At 66.5% G+C, this 18,972-nt stretch carries 21 protein-coding genes; 9 read left to right on the forward strand and 12 right to left on the reverse strand.

What is annotated here, in order from left to right; translation table 11 throughout:
- Positions 1-117: 117 nt before the first annotated feature.
- The 6 genes from C8J43_RS21840 to C8J43_RS07230 all read left to right on the forward strand — a co-directional run bounded on the left by C8J43_RS21840 (position 118) and on the right by C8J43_RS07230 (position 5,594).
- Complete coding sequence (locus C8J43_RS21840; RefSeq protein ID WP_156359358.1) at positions 118-279, forward strand: hypothetical protein; 162 nt, start codon at positions 118-120, stop codon at positions 277-279.
- A gap of 80 nt (positions 280-359) precedes the next feature.
- On the forward strand, positions 360-833 hold the full coding sequence (locus C8J43_RS07210; protein ID WP_056051492.1) for a MarR family transcriptional regulator: 474 nt from the start codon (positions 360-362) through the stop codon (positions 831-833).
- Positions 830-2,242 (forward strand): efflux transporter outer membrane subunit, encoded by a 1,413-nt coding sequence (locus tag C8J43_RS07215; protein WP_133030323.1) that lies wholly within the window; start codon positions 830-832, stop codon positions 2,240-2,242. The genes C8J43_RS07210 and C8J43_RS07215 overlap by 4 nt, the downstream gene beginning before the upstream one ends.
- Positions 2,239-3,402 carry an efflux RND transporter periplasmic adaptor subunit gene (locus C8J43_RS07220; RefSeq protein ID WP_133030324.1) on the forward strand — a complete coding sequence of 388 codons (1,164 nt, stop codon included), beginning with the start codon at positions 2,239-2,241 and terminating at the stop codon, positions 3,400-3,402. The genes C8J43_RS07215 and C8J43_RS07220 overlap by 4 nt, the downstream gene beginning before the upstream one ends.
- 277 nt (positions 3,403-3,679) lie before the next feature.
- On the forward strand, positions 3,680-5,224 hold the full coding sequence (locus C8J43_RS07225) for a DHA2 family efflux MFS transporter permease subunit (RefSeq protein ID WP_060526619.1): 1,545 nt from the start codon (positions 3,680-3,682) through the stop codon (positions 5,222-5,224).
- Between the two features lie 100 nt (positions 5,225-5,324).
- On the forward strand, positions 5,325-5,594 hold the full coding sequence (locus C8J43_RS07230) for a hypothetical protein (protein ID WP_133030325.1): 270 nt from the start codon (positions 5,325-5,327) through the stop codon (positions 5,592-5,594).
- A gap of 8 nt (positions 5,595-5,602) precedes the next feature.
- Here the strand turns inward: C8J43_RS07230 and C8J43_RS07235 are convergent, their stop codons facing one another.
- Both C8J43_RS07235 and C8J43_RS21845 read right to left on the reverse strand, forming a co-directional pair.
- Positions 5,603-6,676, reverse strand: coding sequence for a lactonase family protein (locus C8J43_RS07235; RefSeq protein ID WP_133030326.1), 1,074 nt, complete (start codon positions 6,674-6,676; stop codon positions 5,603-5,605).
- Between the two features lie 62 nt (positions 6,677-6,738).
- Entirely contained in the window at positions 6,739-6,891 is a 153-nt protein-coding gene (locus C8J43_RS21845; RefSeq protein ID WP_165899566.1) for a hypothetical protein, read from the reverse strand.
- A 61-nt stretch (positions 6,892-6,952) separates the two neighbouring features.
- Here C8J43_RS21845 and C8J43_RS07240 point away from each other — a divergent pair, with 61 nt between their 5' ends.
- Entirely contained in the window at positions 6,953-7,291 is a 339-nt protein-coding gene (locus tag C8J43_RS07240) for a hypothetical protein (RefSeq protein WP_243645461.1), read from the forward strand.
- Between the two features lie 43 nt (positions 7,292-7,334).
- Here the strand turns inward: C8J43_RS07240 and C8J43_RS07245 are convergent, their stop codons facing one another.
- The 6 genes from C8J43_RS07245 to C8J43_RS07270 form a co-directional block, all read right to left on the reverse strand.
- Positions 7,335-7,604: a hypothetical protein gene (locus C8J43_RS07245; protein WP_056051483.1), complete on the reverse strand. Its 270-nt coding sequence runs from the start codon at positions 7,602-7,604 to the stop codon at positions 7,335-7,337.
- An 87-nt stretch (positions 7,605-7,691) separates the two neighbouring features.
- Positions 7,692-9,104, reverse strand: a complete 1,413-nt coding sequence (locus C8J43_RS07250; RefSeq protein ID WP_133030327.1) for a TolC family protein — start codon at positions 9,102-9,104, stop codon at positions 7,692-7,694.
- Positions 9,105-9,114: 10 nt separating this feature from the next.
- The gene (locus C8J43_RS07255) at positions 9,115-12,291 is read right to left on the reverse strand and encodes a multidrug efflux RND transporter permease subunit (protein ID WP_133030328.1); all 3,177 of its coding nucleotides are present in this window, start codon (positions 12,289-12,291) and stop codon (positions 9,115-9,117) included.
- A gap of 136 nt (positions 12,292-12,427) precedes the next feature.
- Positions 12,428-13,606, reverse strand: coding sequence for an efflux RND transporter periplasmic adaptor subunit (locus tag C8J43_RS07260; RefSeq protein WP_133030800.1), 1,179 nt, complete (start codon positions 13,604-13,606; stop codon positions 12,428-12,430).
- Positions 13,607-13,701: 95 nt separating this feature from the next.
- On the reverse strand, positions 13,702-14,100 hold the full coding sequence (locus C8J43_RS07265; RefSeq protein ID WP_133030329.1) for a hypothetical protein: 399 nt from the start codon (positions 14,098-14,100) through the stop codon (positions 13,702-13,704).
- 308 nt (positions 14,101-14,408) lie between these two features.
- Positions 14,409-15,023: a TetR/AcrR family transcriptional regulator gene (locus C8J43_RS07270; protein WP_133030330.1), complete on the reverse strand. Its 615-nt coding sequence runs from the start codon at positions 15,021-15,023 to the stop codon at positions 14,409-14,411.
- A gap of 142 nt (positions 15,024-15,165) precedes the next feature.
- On the opposite strand from C8J43_RS07270, the gene C8J43_RS07275 reads away from it, so the two are divergent.
- Complete coding sequence (locus C8J43_RS07275; RefSeq protein ID WP_133030331.1) at positions 15,166-15,576, forward strand: phasin family protein; 411 nt, start codon at positions 15,166-15,168, stop codon at positions 15,574-15,576.
- Positions 15,577-15,682: 106 nt separating this feature from the next.
- Positions 15,683-16,039 (forward strand): PilZ domain-containing protein, encoded by a 357-nt coding sequence (locus tag C8J43_RS07280; RefSeq protein ID WP_121904243.1) that lies wholly within the window; start codon positions 15,683-15,685, stop codon positions 16,037-16,039.
- A gap of 75 nt (positions 16,040-16,114) precedes the next feature.
- Here C8J43_RS07280 and C8J43_RS07285 read toward each other — a convergent pair whose 3' ends face one another.
- The 4 genes from C8J43_RS07285 to phoU all read right to left on the reverse strand — a co-directional run bounded on the left by C8J43_RS07285 (position 16,115) and on the right by phoU (position 18,960).
- Complete coding sequence (locus tag C8J43_RS07285) at positions 16,115-17,014, reverse strand: SDR family NAD(P)-dependent oxidoreductase (protein WP_133030332.1); 900 nt, start codon at positions 17,012-17,014, stop codon at positions 16,115-16,117.
- A 95-nt stretch (positions 17,015-17,109) separates the two neighbouring features.
- The gene (locus C8J43_RS07290; RefSeq protein WP_133030333.1) at positions 17,110-17,451 is read right to left on the reverse strand and encodes a hypothetical protein; all 342 of its coding nucleotides are present in this window, start codon (positions 17,449-17,451) and stop codon (positions 17,110-17,112) included.
- A gap of 127 nt (positions 17,452-17,578) precedes the next feature.
- Entirely contained in the window at positions 17,579-18,271 is a 693-nt protein-coding gene (gene phoB / locus C8J43_RS07295) for a phosphate regulon transcriptional regulator PhoB (RefSeq protein ID WP_055873047.1), read from the reverse strand.
- Complete coding sequence (phoU, locus tag C8J43_RS07300; RefSeq protein WP_056057297.1) at positions 18,271-18,960, reverse strand: phosphate signaling complex protein PhoU; 690 nt, start codon at positions 18,958-18,960, stop codon at positions 18,271-18,273. The genes phoB and phoU overlap by 1 nt, the downstream gene beginning before the upstream one ends.
- Positions 18,961-18,972 lie beyond the last annotated feature (12 nt).

Below are 18,972 nucleotides of genomic sequence, written 5' to 3' on the forward strand. Positions count from 1 at the left end.
TTGCCGATCGGCACGGGGCGATGCTGAGCAAGTCCTGCGAGGGGAAGTGGCGGCTAAACGAGCGAAGGGTGCCGGTCCGGCACTCCTGACATAGGCAAGCGAATAGGGGGAAGTCCGATGCGAAGCGCAGATCAAGCTATCGAACGCCTGACGGCTATCAGCCGCCTTATCAACGAGTCGCGCGACATCGCCGACTCGGAGCAGGAATTCATGCTCGGCGCGAAGCTGGACGATTGCCTGCTGTGCGCGGAGGAACGGATCGCCACGCTCGCGGCGTAAGTCTGCGGTACGTCGGGGCCCGACGTCCTCGAGCGCAGTTCGCAATTGACTGCCGCGGCAATGGTTGTCATGGCAACCATATGGACTTTTTCACGCCCGCGGAATTCGGCCCGGAATGCTCGCTCGGCTATCTGTCGCGGCGCGTCCACCAGATCGGACAGAGTTTGATCGAACCGATCTTCGTCGACGAAGGCGTGTCCGGAACGCAGTGGTCTGCGCTCATGTCGCTTCTCGCCGGACGATCGTCGACCTGCGCGGATCTTGCGCGCGACCTGTCCTACGACAAGGGCGCCAGCACCCGGCTCGTCGATACGATGGAGCAGCGCGGATGGGTGACGCGGTCGCGCGCGAACGACGACCGGCGCGTGCTCAATCTCGAACTGACTCCCGACGGCGAAGCGATCGCGATCCGGTGTCGCGACCGGATCGTCGCCTATTGGAACGTCCTGCTCGCCCAGGGTTGGGCAGCGGACGAGATCGACACCTTGATCGGCCTCCTGCAGAAACTCCGCACGACGCTGGACGATGCTCTTACGGAGGGCCGCCGGCCATGACCGCTCGACACCGGATTTTTGCGACCACGCTGCTGACGGGGATGCTCGCGGGATGCGCGGCGCCTGCATCCGAGACCGTCGTGGCGCCAATCGCACCCTCGACGCTCGGTCTGTCCGTCGAGCCGGCGCCGTTCGTTGCGACGGACTGGTGGCGCGGGTTCGGCGATCCGCAGCTCGATCGCCTGGTGCACGATGCGGTGGCGGGCAATCCTACGCTCGACGCCGCGCTGGCGCGGGTCACGCAGGCGCAGGCGGTGCTGTCGACCAACCGCGCGGACAACGGCCCCGAGGTGGCGTTCGACGCGCAGGAGCAATATGCGCGGCTGAGTGGACGATACACCATTCCGCCGCCCTACGCTGGAACGACCCAGTTCGTCGGGACGGTCGCGGCGAACCTCAGCTGGAACCTCGATCTGTTCGGGCGTCAGAAGGCGGCGATCGCTGGTGCGCGTGCGTCGGTACGCGCCGCTGCGCTCGACGTCGCGGCGGCGCGGTTGGCGCTGTCGGGGGCGGTGGTGCAGACCTATATCGATCTCGAACGCGCCGAAGCGCAGGCGGCGATCGCGCAGCGGACGATCGCGACGCGGCAGAATACGCTGCGGTTGGTCAATGTGCGGATCCGCAACAAGCTCGGCAGCAAGCTCGATGCGCAGGCGGCGACGACGTTGCTGGCGCAGGCGCAGCAGGCGTTGCTGCGTGCGCAGGCGGCGCAGGTGCTGGCAAAGAACGCGCTGGCGGCGCTCGCCGGGCGCGGTGTCGATTACCCCGCGACGATCGGGGCGACGGCATTGAAGCTCGATGCGGTCCTGCCGTTGCCGAGGACGGTGCCGGCGGATCTGCTCGCACGGCGCGCCGACATCGCTGCCGCTCAGGCGCGGATCGACGCGGCGTCTGCGGGGCGTCAGGTCGCGCGGCGGGCCTTTTATCCGAACGTGAACCTGGCTGCGATGGCGGGGTTCCAGGCGGTCGGGCTCGGCAATCTGGTGTCGTTCGGTGCCGGGACGGTGGGCGCCGGTCCGGCGATCCATCTGCCGATCTTCGACAATGGTCGGCTGAAGGCGGGACTGGCGGGGGCGACCGCGGCGCTCGATCTGGCGACCGCGGATTACAACGATCGCGTGATCGGGGCGGTGCGCGAAGCCGCCGATGCGGTCGCGCGGATCGGCGCGCTGGAGGCCGACCGTGCACGCCAACGCGAGGTGGTGCGCGGCTATGCCGAGACCGGGCGGCTTAACGCGATCCGCGTCTCCAGCGGGCTCGATAATCGGCTCGACCTCGTCGACAACGATGTGCGCCTGCTCGTCGCGGAACAAGCCGATGCCGACCTCGCCGCGAATTCGGCGCAACAGCGTGTGCAACTCGTGCTGGCCTTGGGGGGCGGTTTCGATTTTCAGGAAGTGACACGATGACCGATACCGAAACGCACGCGGCTGCGGCTGCTCCTGCCGGCAATCCGCGGGGGCGCAAGCTCGGGCTGACGATCCTCGGCATCATCGTGCTGGTCGGCGTGATCGTGTGGGCGGTGTTCCACTTCCTGCTCGCGGCGCCCGAGCAGGAAACCGACGATGCGTATGTCGCGGGCGATGTCGTCTCGATCACCGCGCGCGATCCGGGGCAGGTGACCGCGATCCACGCCGACAACACGCAAATGGTGAAGGCGGGGCAGCCGCTGATCGATCTCGACGCAGCGACTGCCGATGTCGGGCTGGCATCCGCCGAAGCGGAGCTCGCGCGGGCGGTGCGTGCGACCCGGTCGGATTTCTCGAAGGTCAATGAAACCGGGGCAGCGGTGGTCCAGGCCGAAGCCGAACTGGCGCGCGCGCGGAACGACTTGGTGCGGCGTCGGGGGGCTGCCGCAGAAGGCGCGATCTCGGGTGAGGAATTGAGCCACGCCGCCGATCAGGTGAAGGTGGCGGCGGCGACACTGCAACTCGCGCACAGCCAGCAGGTGCAATCGCGCAGCGGCGTCGCGGGCACCACCGTGTCGACCAACCCCGCCGTGATGGCATCGATCGCGGCGTATCGACGCGCGGCGATCACGCGGAGCCACATGCATGTCGTCGCGCCGATCGACGGCGTCGTCGCGCAGCGGACCGTGCAGCTCGGACAGCAGGTGTCGGCGGGAATGCCGCTGATGGCTGTGGTGCCGCTCGACCGCGTGTGGGTCGATGCGAACTTCCGCGAGACGCAGTTGCGCGATCTGCGGATCGGCCAGCCGGCGACCGTGACCGCGGATATGTATGGCGATGACCTGGTCTATCACGGGCACGTCGTCGGGCTTGGCGCGGGCAGCGGCAACGCGTTCGCGCTGCTGCCGCCGCAGAACGCCAGCGGAAACTGGATCAAGATCACCCAGCGCGTGCCGGTCCGCATCGCGCTCGACAAGGGCGAGCTGCGGCGCAATCCACTGCGGGTCGGGCTGTCGGTGAACGCGACGGTATCGACCGCGGACACGTCGGGGACGATGGTCGGGCGGCCGGCGGCGGCTGCCTACAAGGGGTTGGCGACGGGCGGGGGCGACCCCGCGGTCGAGGCGAAGATCCGGCAGATCATTGCGGCTAACCGGTGATGTTGGGGCGTTTGTTTCGCAGCATAGATCATGTCCTCCTTGTTCTCCCGCGAAGGCGGGAGCCCAGTCTGGACTCCCGCCTTCGCGGGGAAACAGGGGGCTTGCGGGGAGCCCATTTACATTTTGCACCACCCCGGCGGAGGCCGGGGCCCAATTGGAGAGGTGGTCGTAACGGACCACCGTCCACCATTAGCAACGTTCCCCAATTGGGCCCCGGCCTTCGCCGGGGTGGTTGTAGTACGGCGTTTCGGTCTCAATCGCAGCAGAGCGCCGCATAATGGCCGCCCCCTCGGGCCCCGGTCCCGCGCCCCTCGTCGGTGGCTCGCTCGCCCTCACCGCGTTCGCGCTAGCGCTGGGAACGTTCATGCAGGTGCTCGACACCACCATCGCCAACGTGTCGCTGCCGACGATCGCCGGCAACCTCGGCGTCTCGAGCGACAATTCCACCTGGATCGTCACCGCGTTTGCGGTGGCTAACGGCGTCGCGGTGCCATTGACCGGGTGGCTGATGGGCCGGTTCGGCGTGGTGCGGACGTTCTGCGTCTCGGTGTTCCTGTTCACGATCGCGTCGTTCCTGTGCGGGATCGCGTGGGACCTGCCGTCGCTGATCGGCTTCCGCATCCTCCAGGGCGCGGTGTCCGGGCCGATGATCCCCGGTAGCCAGGCCCTGCTGATCGCGATCTTCCCGGCGCACAAGCGATCCACCGCGCTCGGCATCTGGTCGATGACGACGCTGGTCGCGCCGATCATGGGGCCGATCCTCGGCGGCTATATCTCCGACAATTATCACTGGAGCTGGATTTTCCTGATCAACGTGCCGTTCGGGATGTTCTGCGCGTTCGTGTGCTGGAACAAGCTCGGCAAGCGCGACACGCCGACGCGCAAACTGCCGATCGACCAGGTCGGGCTGATCATGCTGGTGGTGTGGGTCGGCGCGTTGCAGATCGTGCTCGATCTCGGCAAGAACGACGACTGGTTCGCCTCGGAGCGCATCGTGATCGCCGCGCTCGTCGCCGCGATCGGGTTCGTCGGCTGGCTGATCTGGGAACTGACCGACGCCAATCCGGCGGTGAACCTGACCCTGTTCAAGAGCCGCAATTTCGCGATTGGGACGATCGCGTTCTGCCTCGGTTACGCGGTGTTCTTCGCCAACACGCTGCTGCTGCCGCTCTGGTTGCAGACCCAGCTCGGCTATACCGCGACCTGGGCGGGGCTGGTCGCGGCGCCGTCGGGCGCGGTCGCGGTGATCCTGACGCCGTTCGTCGCGCGGCTGAGCGGCAAGATCGACGCGCGCATCCTGGCGACGGTCGCGTTCGCGTCGTTCGGCTATTCCTATTACCTGCGCTCGGGCTACACGACCTATGCGAGCTTCTACGATCTGATGCTGCCGATGCTGGTGCAGGGGATCGCGATGAGCACGTTCTTCCTCGCGATGCTGACGATCTCGTTCGACCGAATCCCGGCCGAGCGGCTGCCGTCGGCGACCGGCATCTCGAACTTCGCGCGGATTACCGCGGGCAGCTTCGCCGCGTCGCTGATCACGACCGCGTGGGATCGCCGCGAGACGCTGCATCAGTCGCATTTGTCCGAAGCGGTCGGGTCGGGATCGCCCTATCAGTTGGCGCGGGGTGCGCTCACGCGGATGGGGCTGACCGATGTCCAGGCTGCAGGGGCGATCACGCGGCAGATGGTTGGGCAGGCGTATCTGCTGGCGTCGACCGACATCTTCCGCGTTTCGGCATGGCTGTGCGTGGCGCTGATTGCGATCGTCTGGTTCACGCGCCGACCGACTCCGCAGGAAGGGCCGATCGCGGCGGACTGACGAACGATATTAAGCATGATCGAAACACAATCGAAACGAGTGTGTCCTATAAGACAGTTACGACTTCTGAAACGCCTGTGGGGGGCCAAACCAAATGACGATGAAATCAACCGCTTCGCGGCTCGCTGTCGCGTGCCTGCTGTTCGCCGGCGCACCGGCTTTGGCCGGCGAGCGCGTGTGCCTGACGACCGTGAGCAAGCCGCGACTGGTCTGCGACGAGGGCGCCTGCGTCCGCGTCTCGGTCCGCGACCTGTGCGACGCGGTGCAGGCATCCTATCCCGGCAAGCGCCGGATCGCGAAGCCCACGCCAGCGGTCGGGATCGATCCGGTCCGCAACGAACTGACGATGCTGATCGCCAGCGTCAGCTAACAAAGGCGTCAGCTGACGAAGGCGAACGCCGCGCCGGGAACGGTGACGGCGAGGTCGGTCGGGGCGAGGGTCCCGTCCGGCCGCACGTCGAGGATCGTGACGCGGTGATCGCGTTCGTGCGCGACGACCATTCGCCGGCCGTCGTCGAATATCGTGAAGAACCGCGGCGAGGCGCCGCCGCTCGAGACATGCTGGATGAGTGATGCGTCGCCGTTCGGATCGAGCGCGAAGACCGCGATGCTGTCATGGCCGCGGTTGGACACGTAGAGGCGATCGCCTGCGGCATTCGCGTCGATATGCGCGACGATGGTCGAACCCTGCCAGCCTGCGGGCAGCGTTGACAGTGTCGCTCGCGTGCGCAGATCTGCTCCGTCGACATCGAGGATCATCAGCGTGCTCGACAGCTCGCAGATCAGATACGCGGTTCCCGGATGGGTGGCGGTGAACAGCATGTGCCGTGGCCCTGATCCGGGCGGGGCGACGAAGGCGATGCGCGGTGGTCCGAGCGTCCCTAACGTCACGTCGACGGCGAACGCGCGCACGACGTCCGCGCCGAGATCGGCGACATACAGACACCAGTTGTCGAGACCGAAGCCGACCCAATGTGCGTGCGGCGATGTCTGGCGTTCGCGATCCGGGCCGTGGCCGACAGCTTTATGGATATCGGCTGGGAGGATCGGGAGCCCTGCTGCGTCCAGGCGGTACAGCGCGGTGGTGCCGCTGCCGTAATTGGCGATGGCGATACAGGATTGCGTCCGGTCGAGCGCGACGTGGCACGGTGCTGCGCCGCCGCTGCTCGACGAAGCCAGCATCAGCCACGCGTCGGTTGCCCCGTGATAGACTCCGAGTGCGCCGTCGTCCTGCTCGTCGACCAAATACTGCGTATCGAACCGCGACGAGTAGACGCCGAACGACACGTTGCGCGCTGCGGTATCCGCGGGACCGATTACCAGGCGATCGGCTTCGATCGAAAGCGGGTATAGGCCCACACCGCCGCCGCCGGCATAGGTTCCGATCCATAGCTGCCCTGATACGGAGGCGGCGGTGGAAGAGGGTTCGGGCCGGGCTTCAGCGAATGTCATGGCGATCGTCTATCGCGGTTTTGCCGTTGGGTCGCTTCGGATCGTCGCGCGGCCCGCGCGGATCAGATCGTCAGCAGAGCAACCAGCTGCTCGCGGTACAGCCTCGCAAGATCGCGGTGCATCTCTGCGATCAGCGTGTTCGGCGCGCGGCGGGCGAGGACGGATTGGTCGTCCATGCGGCGTTCGATGATCGAGGGATGCGCGAGAAGATCCATTGCCCCCCTGCTGGACCTGCGATGTTTCCGGCCAATGTCCCAAGACGGTTAACGCCCCGAAATGCGCGATATTCCGTGTCGTGGCAGGCTGGTATTGCTGATAGCGTTGTCCTACCGCGAGCCGATGGGCGATCTGGACAGACTGGTTCCTTCGGGGATCATCGAGCAATGGGTGTATCACCTGCGACGGCAGCGGTCGCGTGCGTCGGATGCGATCTGGCTGATCGATCAGGGGTTCACGCTGCATGACGGGATGGACGGCGTGCCGCAGAACGATGCGACCGCACGCTGGCGCGCCGAACAAGAAACCGTCGTCGAGGAAGTCACCGCGCTGCTCGCGCTGTACGACGGCATCAATCTCGGCAAGATCGACATCGACGCTATCGACGACCTCGCTTGAGGGGCGCCGCCACCATTATCGCTGCCGCCATCGTCCGAGGCGCTTATCCCGCCTCGCTGTAACTCTCGCGGATAAGCCTGCCGGTGTCGTGCAGCGACGTGCTGCGCGGCATTTCCGGGTCGGGCATATCCGTCACCAGTTCGGCGGACGCCGCCAGTTGCAGATGACGCTCGCTGAGCGCCTGATGCGCCGCACGTCCGGCATCCGTACGCGACCGGCTGGCCAGCCGCTGTTCCTGCTCGGCCCGGCTGCGATGATACGCAACCTGCGCCTGCCATGCCTGCGTGCGCGTCGCCGCGTGATCGTCGGTCATAATGTCTCCGCTTCGACCGCGGGTTTGCTGTCGGTTGCTTTACAGAGTGTTAACGTGCCGGTTTAATGCGGCACGGTGCGACGCGCATCAGACGGGGCGCGGGGTCGGTGCCTGCCAGCCGCCGCCCAGCGCGCGGAACAGGTCGACCTGCGCACCGGCGATGCGGGCGTCGGCGGCGGCGAGGTCCGTGTCCGTATCCGCCAAAGTCCGCTCGGCGTCGAGGACGTCGAGGAAGTCGATCTGGCCCTCACGCTGGCGGGCGCGGGTGATGCGGGCGGCGGTGGCGGCGTTGTCGTGCGCCGACTGTAGCTGCGTGCGGCGATCGAGTTCGCGGGCGTAGTTCGACAGCGCGGTCTCGGTTTCCTCGAGCGCGGTAAGGACGCTGCCATCGAAATTGGCGAGTGCGCCACGCGAGTCCGCTTCGGCGCCGGCGATCCGCGCGCGGGCTGCCGACTGGTTGAGCGACCAGTTCAGCAGCGGGCCGAGCAGCCAGCGAATAGGGCCGCCGGTGAAGATGTCGCCGACGCTGAGTGCGGTCGAGCCGATCGACCCACCGAGTGAGATCTGCGGGTAGAGCTGCGAGGTCTGGACGCCGATCCGTGCGGTGGCTGCGGCCAGTCGACGTTCGGCGGCGTGGACGTCGGGACGGCGGGCTAGCAGCGCCGCGCCGTCGCCGATCGGGATTGGCTGGTCGAGGCGCGGTGTGGTGGTGCGCGCGCCGGCGGTTGCGGGCAGGTCCTGCGGAGTGCGGCCGGTGAGCGTGGCGAGGCGGAACAGCGCGGCTTGGCGCTCGGCTTCGATCTGCGGGATGTTGGCGGCGCGCTGGTCGCGCAGTGCGGCGATGCGGACTTGGTCGAGGCGGGCTGCACGACCGGCGTCGACGCGCTTGCCGGTCAGCGTGTTCGACTTGTCGAGCAGGTCGACGATCCGCCTGGCGACCGCGAGGCGTTCGGCGGACGAGGCTGCATCGACATAGGCGCGGGTCGTTGCCGCGACGATCGAGACGCGCACGGCGTCCGCATCCGCCTGCGCCGCGCCGACGTCACCGCGGGCTGCTTCGACGTTGCGGCGGACTCGGCCGGCGAGATCAACCTCGTAGCTGACGTCTAGGCCTACGTCATAGGTGGCGCGCTCACGGTCGAGGCCGGGCAGGTTCTGGAGTTGCGACGTGCGCGCGTAATTGCCGCTCGCGCCCGCGTTAACCTGAGGTTCGCGGTCGGTCTTCGCGCCGCGCAGCGACGCGCGGGCGCTGTCGAGGCGAGCGACGGCGACGCGGAGGTCGGTGTTCGCTGCGAGCGCGTCCGTGACGAGGCCGTCGAGGACCGGGTCGCGGTACATCCGCCACCAGTCGTTATCCGGCGCCGTCGTGACGGTGGCTGCGTTCGCGGTGACGAACGACGCCGCCGCCTTGGGTGGGGTGATCGGCGCGACATAGTCGGGGCCGGCGGCACACGCGGCGAGCGTCAGCGCCGAGAGGCTCGCGAGGAGGGCGGACTTCATGATGCTGGTCCTATTCGGCTGGCTGAAGGGTCGCGGCGGGGGCAGGACGGCGGCGTTCGAACCGCAGCGCCAGCGCCCGTGCGACGACATAGAAGGTGGGGGTGAAGAGCAGCCCGAACCCGGTCACGCCGATCATCCCGAAGAACACCGCGGTCCCGAGCGCCTGGCGGAGTTCCGCACCGGCACCGGTCGCGATCACCAGCGGCACCGCGCCGAGGATGAACGCGAAGCTCGTCATCAGGATCGGCCGCAACCGGTCCTTCGCCGCGCGTACCGCGGCCTCGACCGGGGTGAGGCCGTCCTGTTCCTCTGCCTGTTTGGCGAACTCCACGACCAGGATCGCGTTCTTCGCGGCGAGAGCAATCAGCACGACCAAGCCGATCTGCGTGAGGACGTTGTTGTCCATCCCTCGCAGGTTCACGCCGGTCATCGCAGCGAGCAGACACATCGGCACGATCAGGATGATCGCGAGCGGCAACGTCAGGCTCTCATATTGCGCGGCGAGCACGAGGAAGACGAACACCACCGCCATGCCGAAGACGAGCGCGGCGGTGCTGCCCGCGGCCTTCTGCTGGTAGGCGATGCCGGTCCATTCATGCGCGTAGCCGGCAGGGAGCGACGCATCGGCGAGCTTCTCCATCGCAACCAGCGACTGGCCCGAGGAATAGCCTTTGGCGGTGTCGCCATCGACCTCGACCGCGGGGAAGAGGTTGTAGCGGACCACGCGGTACGGGCCGGTCTTGTCCTTGAACGTCGAGACCGAGCCGACCGGGACCATCTGGCCCGAGTTGGAGCGCGTCTTCAGGTTGGCGATGTCCGCGGTGGTGTTGCGGAACGGTGCGTCGGCCTGCGCGGTGACGCGGTAAGTCCGGCCCAGCAGGTTGAAGTCGTTGACGAAGGCCGAACCGAGATAGACCTGCAACGCCTCGAACACGCGCTCCGGGGGGACGCCCAAGAGGTTGGCCTTGGCGCGGTCGACGTCGGCGAAGATGCGCGGCGTCGCGGTGTCGAAGAACGTGTAGATCTGGGCGAGACCCTTGGTCTGGTTCGCCTGGCCGATCAGCGCGTAGCTCGTCTTGCCGAGGTCGGCGTACCCGTGCCCACCCTGGTCCTGTACCATCAGGCGGTAGCCGCCGGCCGAGCCGATGCCCTGGATCAGCGGTGGCGGGACGATCAGCAGACGCGCTTCGGTGATGTCGCCGGTCGCCTTCTGCGACTCCGCCATGATGCTGGCGAGGGTGACGCCGAGCTTCTTGCGCTCCTCGAAGCTCTTCAGCGGGATGTACGCGGCCGCCGAGTTGGGGGCGAGCGTCTGCGACGGACCGTCGAAGCCCGCGAGCATCACCGCGCCCTTGACACCGGCGAGCGGGAGGATGCGTTTCGCGACCTTCTGCATGACCGCGTCGGTGCGCTCGACCGACGAGCCGGGCGGAAGCTGGATGACGGTCAGGAAATAGCCCTGATCCTGCGCGGGGACGAAGCCCGACGGGGTGATCGTGAACACGCCAACGGTGACCGCGATCAGTGCGGCATAGGCGATCATCATGCGCTTCGGTGCGGTAACCAGGCGCGCGGTGAGGCGGGCATAGCTCTCGCTCATCCTCTCGAACCCGCGGTTGAAGGCATCGCCGGCGCGGCGGACCGTACGGGTCAGGCGGTTGCCGGAATCCGCGGGGGTGGTCGGCTTGAGCAGCATCGCGGCGAGTGCCGGCGACAGTGTCAGCGAGATCAGCAGCGAGATGATCGTCGCGGTCGAGATCGTCACCGCGAACTGGCGGTAGAACGCGCCCGAGAGGCCGGTGAGGAACACGGTCGGGATGAACACCGCGCACAGCACGAGCACGATCGCGACCAGCGCGCCCGACACTTCGTCCATCGACGTGCGCGCTGCCTCCAATGGGGAGAGCCCGTGCTCGAGGTTGCGCTCGACATTCTCGACCACGACGATCGCGTCATCGACGACGATGCCGATCGCGAGGACGAGGCCGAACAGAGAGAGGTTGTTGAGGCTGTACCCGGCGGCGGCGAGCACCGCGAAGGTGCCGATCAGCGAGACCGGGATCGCCACGATCGGAATGATCGCCGCGCGCCACTTCTGCAGGAAGACGAGGATGACGAGCACCACGAGGACCATCGCCTCGAAGAGCGTGTGCTTCACCGCGTCGATCGACTGCGCGATGAACTCGGTCGGGTTGTAGATGACCTTGTATTCGAGGCCCTTGGGGAAGCGCTTCGACATGCTCTCCATCTCGGCGGTGACGGCCTGCGCCGCGCCGAGTGCGTTCGAGCCGGGACGCTGAAAGACCGCGGCGATGACCGTGGGCTTGCCGCTGAGATAGGTATTCGCGCCGTAATCCTGCGCGCCGAGCTCGACCCGCGCGACGTCCGAGACGCGGACCTGGCGGCCTTGCGCGTCGGTGCGGATGACGACGTCGGCGAACTCCTTGGGATCGGTCAGGCGGCCCTGCGTCTCGACGTTGAGCTGGAACGCACTGTTGCCCTTGTCATAGGGCGGCTGGCCGAGCGTGCCGGCGGCGACCTGGACGTTCTGCGCACGCAACGCAGCGACGATCTCGCCGGCGGTGAGGTCGAGCGCGGCGGCGCGGCCGGGATCGATCCAGACGCGCATCGAATAGTCGCGCGCGCCGAACAGCTGCACGTCGCCGACGCCGTCGATGCGGCTGAGGCGATCGCGGACCTGCGTCAGCGCGTAGTTCGAGATGTAGCCGCGATCGAGCGAGTTGTCGGGCGAGACGAGGTTCACCACCATCAGGAAGTCGGGCGACGTCTTCCGCGTCACCACGCCGAGACGCTGGACGTCCTCGGGCAGGCGCGGGACGGCGACCGCAACACGGTTCTGGACGAGCACCTGCGCCGCGTCGAGGTTGGTGCCGATCTTGAAGGTGACGGTGATCGTGACCTTGCCGTCACCGGTCGATTGCGACGACTGGTACAGCATGTTGTCGACGCCGTTGATCTCCTGCTCGATCGGCGCGGCGACGGTTTCGGCGACCGTCTCGGCCGAGGCGCCGGGATAGGTCGCGCTGACGGTGACGGTGGGGGGGACGATGTCGGGATATTGCGACACCGGCAGCGTCATGTAGGCGATCGCACCGACGATCGTGATGATCACCGCGATCACGCCCGCGAAGATCGGCCGGGTGATGAAGAAGCGCGAGAAGCGCATGGGAATTTCCTCGGTAGAGGGGCGCGGGCACACACCAACACCACCCCGGCGGAGGCCGGGGCCCAATTGGGCGAACCGCAGTGATTAAGTCGAAACGCTATCCCAATTGGGCCCCGGCCTTCGCCGGGGTGGACGCCTATCTCGCGAGCGTGGCCTCACCCGAGATGGGCTGGACCGAGGCTGGGGCCGTCGTACCCGAGGCCACCACGATCCGGCCGACCTTCGGCGCCACGGTCGCGCCGGGCATCGCCATTTGCGTACCCTGGATGATGATCCGGTCGTTCGGCCCGATCCCCGAACGCACGATCCGCAGCCCATCGACCACCGGGCCGAGTTCGACCGGCTTCTGGCTCACGACGTTCTTCGCATCGATCGTCAGCAGGACCTTGCGCGCCTGATCGGTCTGCACCGCATCGTCGGGCACCAGCAGAGCCTGCCGCGTCCCCGCACTTGCGAGGCGCATGTTGCCGAACATGCCTGGTGTCAGGAAATACCCCGGGTTGGCGAGGACCGCACGACCACGGATCGTGCCCGATCGCTGGTCGAGGCCGTTGTCGGTGAAGTCGAGCTTGCCCTTCCAGCGATGCTCGGTCTCGTCCTGCAACTGGATCTCGACCGCCGCCGGGGTCGCACCCGGCTGACGCGCGCGCTGCGTCTTGAGATACAGAGCCTCGGAACCGTCGAACGTGAAGTAGATCGGGTCGAGTGCGTTGATCGTCGTCAGCACCGTGCCGCCGGTGCCTTCGCCGCCCGCGACCTGGTTGCCGGCATCGACACGGCGATCGGAAATCCGACCGCCGATCGGTGCGCGAACCTGCGTGAAGCCTACGTCCAGAGCGCGGGCGCGTTCGCGTGCCTGCGCTGCGGCGAGCGCGGCTTGGGCTGCTTCGAGCTTGCCACGCAAGGCGTCGACTTCGCCTGCCGAGACCGCTTCATCGGCGACTAGTCGCTGTGCGCGACCAAGATCGGTGCGGGCCAGCGACAAAGCGCTCTTAGCGCTCGCGACGTTGGCATGCGCCTCGGCCAGAGCAGCCGCAAACGGACGGGAGTCGATCGTGAAGAGCAACTGGCCCTTGCTGACGATCTCGCCGTCGCGGAAATGGATGCCGGTAACTTCGCCCGCGACGCGCGGGCGAATCTCGACGGTACGGCTCGGCGCGAATCGGCCGACATAATCGTCCCATTCGCTGACCTGCCGCACGAGCGGCGAGGCCACCGTGACGGAGGCAGGCGGGGGTGCCGCCATCGCCGCGTCGGGATGATCGAACATCTTCACGCCGACCGCGCCGAGCAGCGCGATCGGCACGAGCACCATCGCGCCGCGCTGCCAGGCCGGGCGTCGGTGACGGTCCGCGGGCGGCGACGCTACGACGTCGGCGTCGTTCGCAGCCGTGATCGTGGTAAGTTGGTTCACGCTGCGATGCTCCGCTTCTGCTGGATGCCGACGCGCATGCCGGTCACGCTCTCGACGAGCGTTTCGATCTGTGCCTCGGCAAAGCCGGCGGCGAGGAAGCCCTGGATCTCGGCCATCGGCAGCGCGAAGCCGCGACGCCAGGCGTACACCGCCATCCGCCGCAGCGCCTCGAGCCGGGGGTCGGCGAGCCGCGATGCGGTGCTGAGCCCGAACAGGCTGCCCATCGCGCGCGACATGCGGCTCGGGCCGGACAGGCTGCGTAGCGTGTCGCGCTTGGCGAGAGCGATGACGCTCCATTCCAATGCCGAGAAGCCGATCGGGGCAGGGGCTGCTGCGGCCTGCGTGCGGCTGGTGACGGGCGAAGCGAACATGTTGTCGAGATCGAGATAAGCCATGGGATTGTCCCCTTTTGATCTTGGGCAAGCGCTGGCCTTCGTCGGTGGACGGTCCACCGACGTCAGCTGGTCGCGAGGCGTGCGCGGTCGTTGCCGGCACATCACCGTGCCGCGCTTGCCCGCTTGGAATTTTCGAAAGTTCGGCCGAAGCCTAGGTTTTAACCGTGGTCATGGGTTGGTGTCCCCGGTTGCCCCATCCGAAGTAGGAGAGAGCTTCGATACCAGTCGGTATATAAACCTGACGTTCATCTAGTCAACAGACTTTTGTACCGCCCGGTATTTTTTCCGCGGCGCGGTAGAAACCGTGTCTATTTGGTCGGCCACATGAGCATGCTGGTCTCGACGAGCTGCTGGAGCTCGGTGCAGCTCGCGCCCGAGCCGGCCTGGATCGACAGCCCCTGCATGATCGCGAAGAGGTACCGCATCAGCGCGTGCGACTCGAGGCCATCGGGGAACTCGCCCGCCGCCTTGGCTTCGTCGAACCGCTTCATCAGCGCGGCTTCGGACGAGACGCGACGCTTGGCGACTTCGGCCTTGATAGGCTCGGCTTCCGCACTGCACGCGACGCTGCTGATGACGCTGAGACACCCCTTGGGATCGCAGGTGCTCATCTGCATCTGTAGTGCGCCGCTCAGCAGGTTTTCCGCTACGGCACGCGCGGTCGGCGCGTCGAGCGCTGACGTCATATAGGCCAGCTTCTCACGCTCGTAGAGATCGAGCGCCTTGTGGAACAGCGCCTCCTTGTTGCCGAACGCGGCGTAGAGGCTGGGCTTGGTGATCCCCATCTCGGCGGTCAGTTCCGCCATCGACGCGCCCTCATAGCCGTTACGCCAGAATACGCGCAGCGCACCCGCCAACGCCTGGTCGAGATCGAACTCGCGGGGGCGGCCCTTGGGGGCGGTGAGCGTGCAAAGCCTATTCATACCGGTCGGTATATAGGGCCGACACGTCAAAAGGTCCAGTTACCGCAAGATCATACTGGCGATCGGTGTTTCGTTTGTGCAACCATTGCGGCGCGCACCGGTTGAAAGAGCCGTGACCGGTGGAATCGAAAGGAACGAGATCATGGCCGACGAAGTCAAAAGCGCGATCGATCAGGGCGCGGACTATGCGAAAGCGACTGCCGACCGGATTCGCGAAAGCGCCGACACCGCGCGGGCCAGCTTTTCCGAGAAGGTCGCTGAGCCCGCCAAGCGTGCCGGCGAGGCCATGAAGCAATCGGGCGAGAAGATCGCCGAGGGCGGCGCGACGATCGGCAAGACGATGATCGACCAGGCCGAGCAGAACGCGCGCGAAGCGTTCACCGCGATGCGCGAGGCGGCAAGCGCCAAGGACCTTCAGCAGGTGATGAAGATTCAGGGGGACTATCTGCGCGAGCAGAGCCAGCGCAGCATGAGCCAGGCGCGCGAGATCGGCGAACTCATCATTCGCTTCGGCAAGGATGCGGTCGCGCCGCTGCGGAACGGCGACACGTAACGGTCGCCGTATGTCGGTCCGGGACGTCTTGTTGGGCAGGGTGTCCTGGTTCGGTCTTGAGCTGAATGGCTTCGGATCATCTCCCGCACTCCTGCAGACGTGAGCGATGCAACCTTCGACATTCCTTGGACGGGCGACGCGGACCAGCGTCATGTTGAGTGCGGATGTTTTTCAGGCCGGCCGAGCGGGTAGCACCGCTCACCGGGTGACCAACATCTCCGAGATGGGGATGTGCATCGTGCAACCCGTCAAAATGGCCGTGGGCGACGTGGTTGTGCTGGTGATCGGCAGGGTCGAGCATATGGCCGCCGATGTGATGTGGGTGAGGGCGGGCCTTGCCGGATTGCGGTTCCACGAGCCGATCGATCTCGCGCTTGCCAGAGCGCGACGGGTGGCAGGGCACGTCATTGCCCCACCCTCCGCCGGCTGGCTGGCGGCGTTGAACGATCCCTACGCCAAGTGACTCAAGGGGGATAAGGCCTCTCCCCGCACATGCCGTATTGTCCGCGGCCGACGGCGATGCACGGGTGCGGGGATTCTAGCGACCCTGTAGTTTGGCCAGGATGCTCATCGACTGTTCCGACCCCGACTGGGGAACGATTTCCCCGGCACGGTCGATGATCGCGTCCCAATGCGCGGCGACCCCTTCGACCGACAGATCGTCGCCGGTCAGCAATTTGCCCTGCGTCAGCGTCACGTACGCTGCCTGAAACACGCCCGCGCCGGCGCCGACGATCATGTTGGTGGGGGCGTCCTCCGACACGAGGAACACCGCGGCGGGCGCGACCTTGTCCGGCGAGAAGGCCTTGAACGCTTCCTCGGGGAAGATGTCCTGAGTCATGCGCGTGCCCGCAGTCGGCGCGATCGTGTTGACCTTGATGTTGTTCTTCGCGCCTTCGATCGCGAGCGTCTTGGTAAGGCCGGCAAGACCCAGCTTGGCGGCACCGTAGTTCGCCTGGCCGAAATTGCCGAAGAGACCGGTCGACGACGCGGTCATCAGGATTCGACCGTAGTTCTGCGCGCGCATCGTGTCCCAGACCGCCTTGGTGGCGTTGGCCGAGCCGTTCAGGTGGACGTCGACGACGAACTTGAAGTCGGCGGGCTCCATCTTGGCGAAGCTCTTGTCGCGCAGCACGCCGGCGTTGTTGATGAGGATGTGGACGCCGCCCCATTTCTCCGAGGCGCGCGCGACCATCTCGACCATCTGCTCGTAGTCGGTGACGCTTCCGCCGTTCGACATCGCCTCGCCGCCGGCCGCTTCGATTTCCTCGACGACTTTGAGCGCTGCGTCGGAATGGCCGGTGCCGTCGCGCGAGGCACCGAGATCGTTTACGACGACCTTCGCACCACGACTGGCCAGTTCGAGCGCGTATTCGCGACCTAGGCCGCCGCCCGCGCCGGTGACGATCGCGACTCGATTTTCAAAGCTGATAGACATGGAAAAGGCGCCCCTCTCTTATAGTTGGAGCGCCTTTCCTAGAACGTAAAGCCAGCTAGGCAAGCGGCAGGATCACCCGCCGCTTGCCGCCGGACTTACTTGCCGCCGCGGTTGCGGCAGCCGTCCTTGACCGTCTTAGAGCAGACCGGATAGTCGGCCGGTGCGGGCGTCGGCGGCGTCACGGTCGGCTGACCGAAGACGATTTTGCCTGCACCTGCTGGTGGTGCGGGAGGCGCCATCGGCGCGGCTGCCGGTGCGGCGGCATCGGCGGGTGCTGCCGCTGCCGGATCGGCAGGTGCCGGCGCCGGCTGGTCGGCGGGTGCGGCCTGCGCTGCGGGATCGGCGGGTGCCGTCTGCGCTGCGGGATCGGCCGGAGCCGTCTGGGCGATCACGGGCGTCGCGAGAAGAGCGGCGGCGGCGAGAAGAATGGACTTCATACGAATCTCCTAAATGGGTGCACCATTTTGGTAGCGCGACGGTTGAACGCACTAAGTCGCGCTTGGGTCCTTCGTTTCGCAACCGATTCCATTCGGCCCGCCGCTAGACCCATATCGGGACAGCGGTTCAGCCGCCCGTATCGAGCGAATAGCCTGCCGAGCGGACGGTCCGGATGATGTCCGGACGCTCGCCGACGTTGATCGCCTTGCGCAGTCGCCGAATATGCACGTCGACCGTGCGGCTCTCGATATCGCTGTCATGTCCCCAGACCGCATCGAGCAGGCGTTCGCGCGAGAACACCCAGCCCGGATGTTCGAGGAAATGCTTCAGCAGTCGGAACTCGGTCGGTCCGAGCGACACGACTTCGCCCGAACGGCGGACCTTGTGGCCGACCGTGTCCATCTCGATGTCGGCGTAGCTGAGCGCTTCACCGGCGAGGGCAGGGCGGACCCGGCGCAACACAGCCCCCACGCGTGCGACGAGTTCGCGCGGCGAGAAAGGCTTAGTCACGTAATCGTCGGCGCCGGTTTCGAGGCCGCGAACGCGATCCTCTTCTTCACCGCGTGCGGTCAGCATGATGATCGGCACGTTCTGCGTTTCGGGCGCACGGCGCAGGCGGCGGCAAACCTCGATCCCCGACAACCCCTCGACCATCCAGTCGAGCAGGACGATATCGGGCACCTTCTCCTTGGCGAGCAGCAACGCTTCCTCGCCATCGGGGGTATGCGCGATCTCGAAATCCTCGCGCTTGAAATGCCAGACCAGCAATTCGGCTAGGGCGGCGTCGTCCTCGACCAGCAGCATCTTTGCGCGTGCCATTATGCCTGCTCCTTCTTTATGCCGCGTTCGCGATCGACCATCTGCGTGCCGGTTGCGGCGAAATAGACCATCTCGGCGACGTTGGTGGCGTGGTCGCCGATCCGCTCGAGGTTCTTGGCGACGAACAGCAGATGCGCGACCTGGCCGATCGTCCTGGGGTTCTCGACCATGTAGGTGACCAGCGTGCGAAATATGCTGTCGTAGAAATCGTCGAGCGCATTGTCGCATTCGACGACGCGGACGGCTTCCTCGGGATCGCGCGCGGCGAACGCGTCGAGCACGTCGTGGACCATCTCGCTCGCCATCCGGCCCATCGCCGGCAGGATCGAGATCGGCTCGATCCGGTGCTCGCTCTCGATCATCGGCACGCGCTTGGCGATGTTCTTGGCGTAGTCGCCGATCCGCTCGACGACGCCCGCGATCTTCAGCGCGGCGACGACCTCGCGAAGATCGACCGCCATCGGCGCGCGGAGCGCGATGATCCGCACCGCGAGCCGTTCGACCTCCGCCTCGATGACGTCGATCTGCTTGTCGGCGACGCGCACCTGTTCCGCGAGCGCGAGGTCGTTGCGTTGCAGCGCCTGCATCGCCTTGTCGATCGCGTCCTCGGCGAGCCCGCCCATCTGCGAGATCAACCCGCGGAGCTCGCCGATGTCGTTGTCGAAGGCCTTGACCGTATGCGTGTTCATGGTCGTTTCCCG

The sequence above is a fragment of the Sphingomonas sp. PP-CE-1G-424 genome (assembly GCF_004341085.1).
Taxonomy (GTDB): Bacteria; Pseudomonadota; Alphaproteobacteria; order Sphingomonadales; family Sphingomonadaceae; genus Sphingomonas.